This window comes from Alcanivorax sp. HI0083, from assembly GCF_001635175.1.
Window position 1 is genome coordinate 1 of the sequence record NZ_LWFX01000370.1, and the last position, 1,086, is coordinate 1,086.

2 protein-coding genes are annotated in these 1,086 nt (G+C 54.6%); one reads left to right on the forward strand and one right to left on the reverse strand.

Annotated features, from left to right (window positions below):
• Window positions 1-305, forward strand: a 305-nt coding sequence (locus tag A3754_RS27125) for a hypothetical protein (protein WP_063518880.1), incomplete at its 5' end; no start/stop codon positions are given.
• Window positions 306-476: 171 nt separating this feature from the next.
• On the opposite strand, the gene A3754_RS03845 is transcribed toward A3754_RS27125, so the two are convergent.
• Window positions 477-806 carry a hypothetical protein gene (locus A3754_RS03845; protein WP_063518881.1) on the reverse strand — a complete coding sequence of 110 codons (330 nt, stop codon included), beginning with the start codon at window positions 804-806 and terminating at the stop codon, window positions 477-479.
• Window positions 807-1,086: the final 280 nt, after the last annotated feature.

Genomic DNA, 1,086 nt, shown 5'->3' on the forward strand with positions numbered 1-1,086 from the left:
CCCACCGTGCCAGCTTGATGTATGCCTTTGCATGCCTGGTGCTGGAGCGCTTTGCCTTGCTCAGCGTTTGGGACGACTGGGTGAACACCCTGGCGGTGCTGGCCTGTCTGATTTTCTTCGCGCTGGCGATCGGCAGTTATATTCTGCACGGCATGCTTAAAGACACCCGCAACCAACTGCAAAAGCCACACAGCATGGGCTCGGCCACGGTACCGCAGGCGGCCATGACGGTATTTATGCTCGCGCTGATCGCGGCGGAAGTGGGTGGTTTCGCCGTGCTGTTCGCAGGCTTTGTGATGAGATGAGGGTGAGCTACGAGCTACGAAAAAAGAGAGGGAAGGCGGAAAATTCCCTGACGTTCCTTTTCAACGTTTCACTTTGAACGTTCAACTGAACCCGCGGGCATGGCGGTTATCGCGTGACACCGTACCCGGCCCGCGTTTCAGCTTGCAGCGTGTCCCGTGTTGCGTTTCTTATCAAGTGCAGTAGCGGCCGTACTGGCTCAGCGCCTTGCTGCTGTGTGGATCAACCGTATCGACCCAGACCTGCATGGAATCCTTGTTGCGATTGTTTTGCAGGTTGCTGAAATCCCCGGCGGTGAATTCGCCGAGCAGGGTATCCCCTTCCTGGGGTGTGATGCCATCCAGCTGTTTGACCAACACCATGCCCTTGCTGGAGTTCAGCAGCATGTAGTCGCAGCTCTGGCTGATAATGACCGTGGCTTGCTGATTGGCATGGGCGGCGTTGCCCAGCATCATGCATCCGGCCAGTCCGGCACCCATTATGGTGTATTTGAATGCTGACATATGGATCCCTTCCTTTTTTATTGTCCCACTCCACCTTCTACCTTTCACTTTACTGCCCCGCCGCGGGTGAACCTGTTGTCTAATCGCGGTAAAGCTGTAACCCGGTGTTGTGTTTTTATTGCGTTCCATCTGATTGGATATTGGCATACATGATGGCACTGCAACATCATCGTTATGGCTCTTTGTGCAGTAGGGAATAAGACTGAGATACTGGTGCTGTATAGGGCGAATTGGCCTGAACGGCGTCATTCGGTATGGGGCGGTTGTGGTGTGTTGTCAG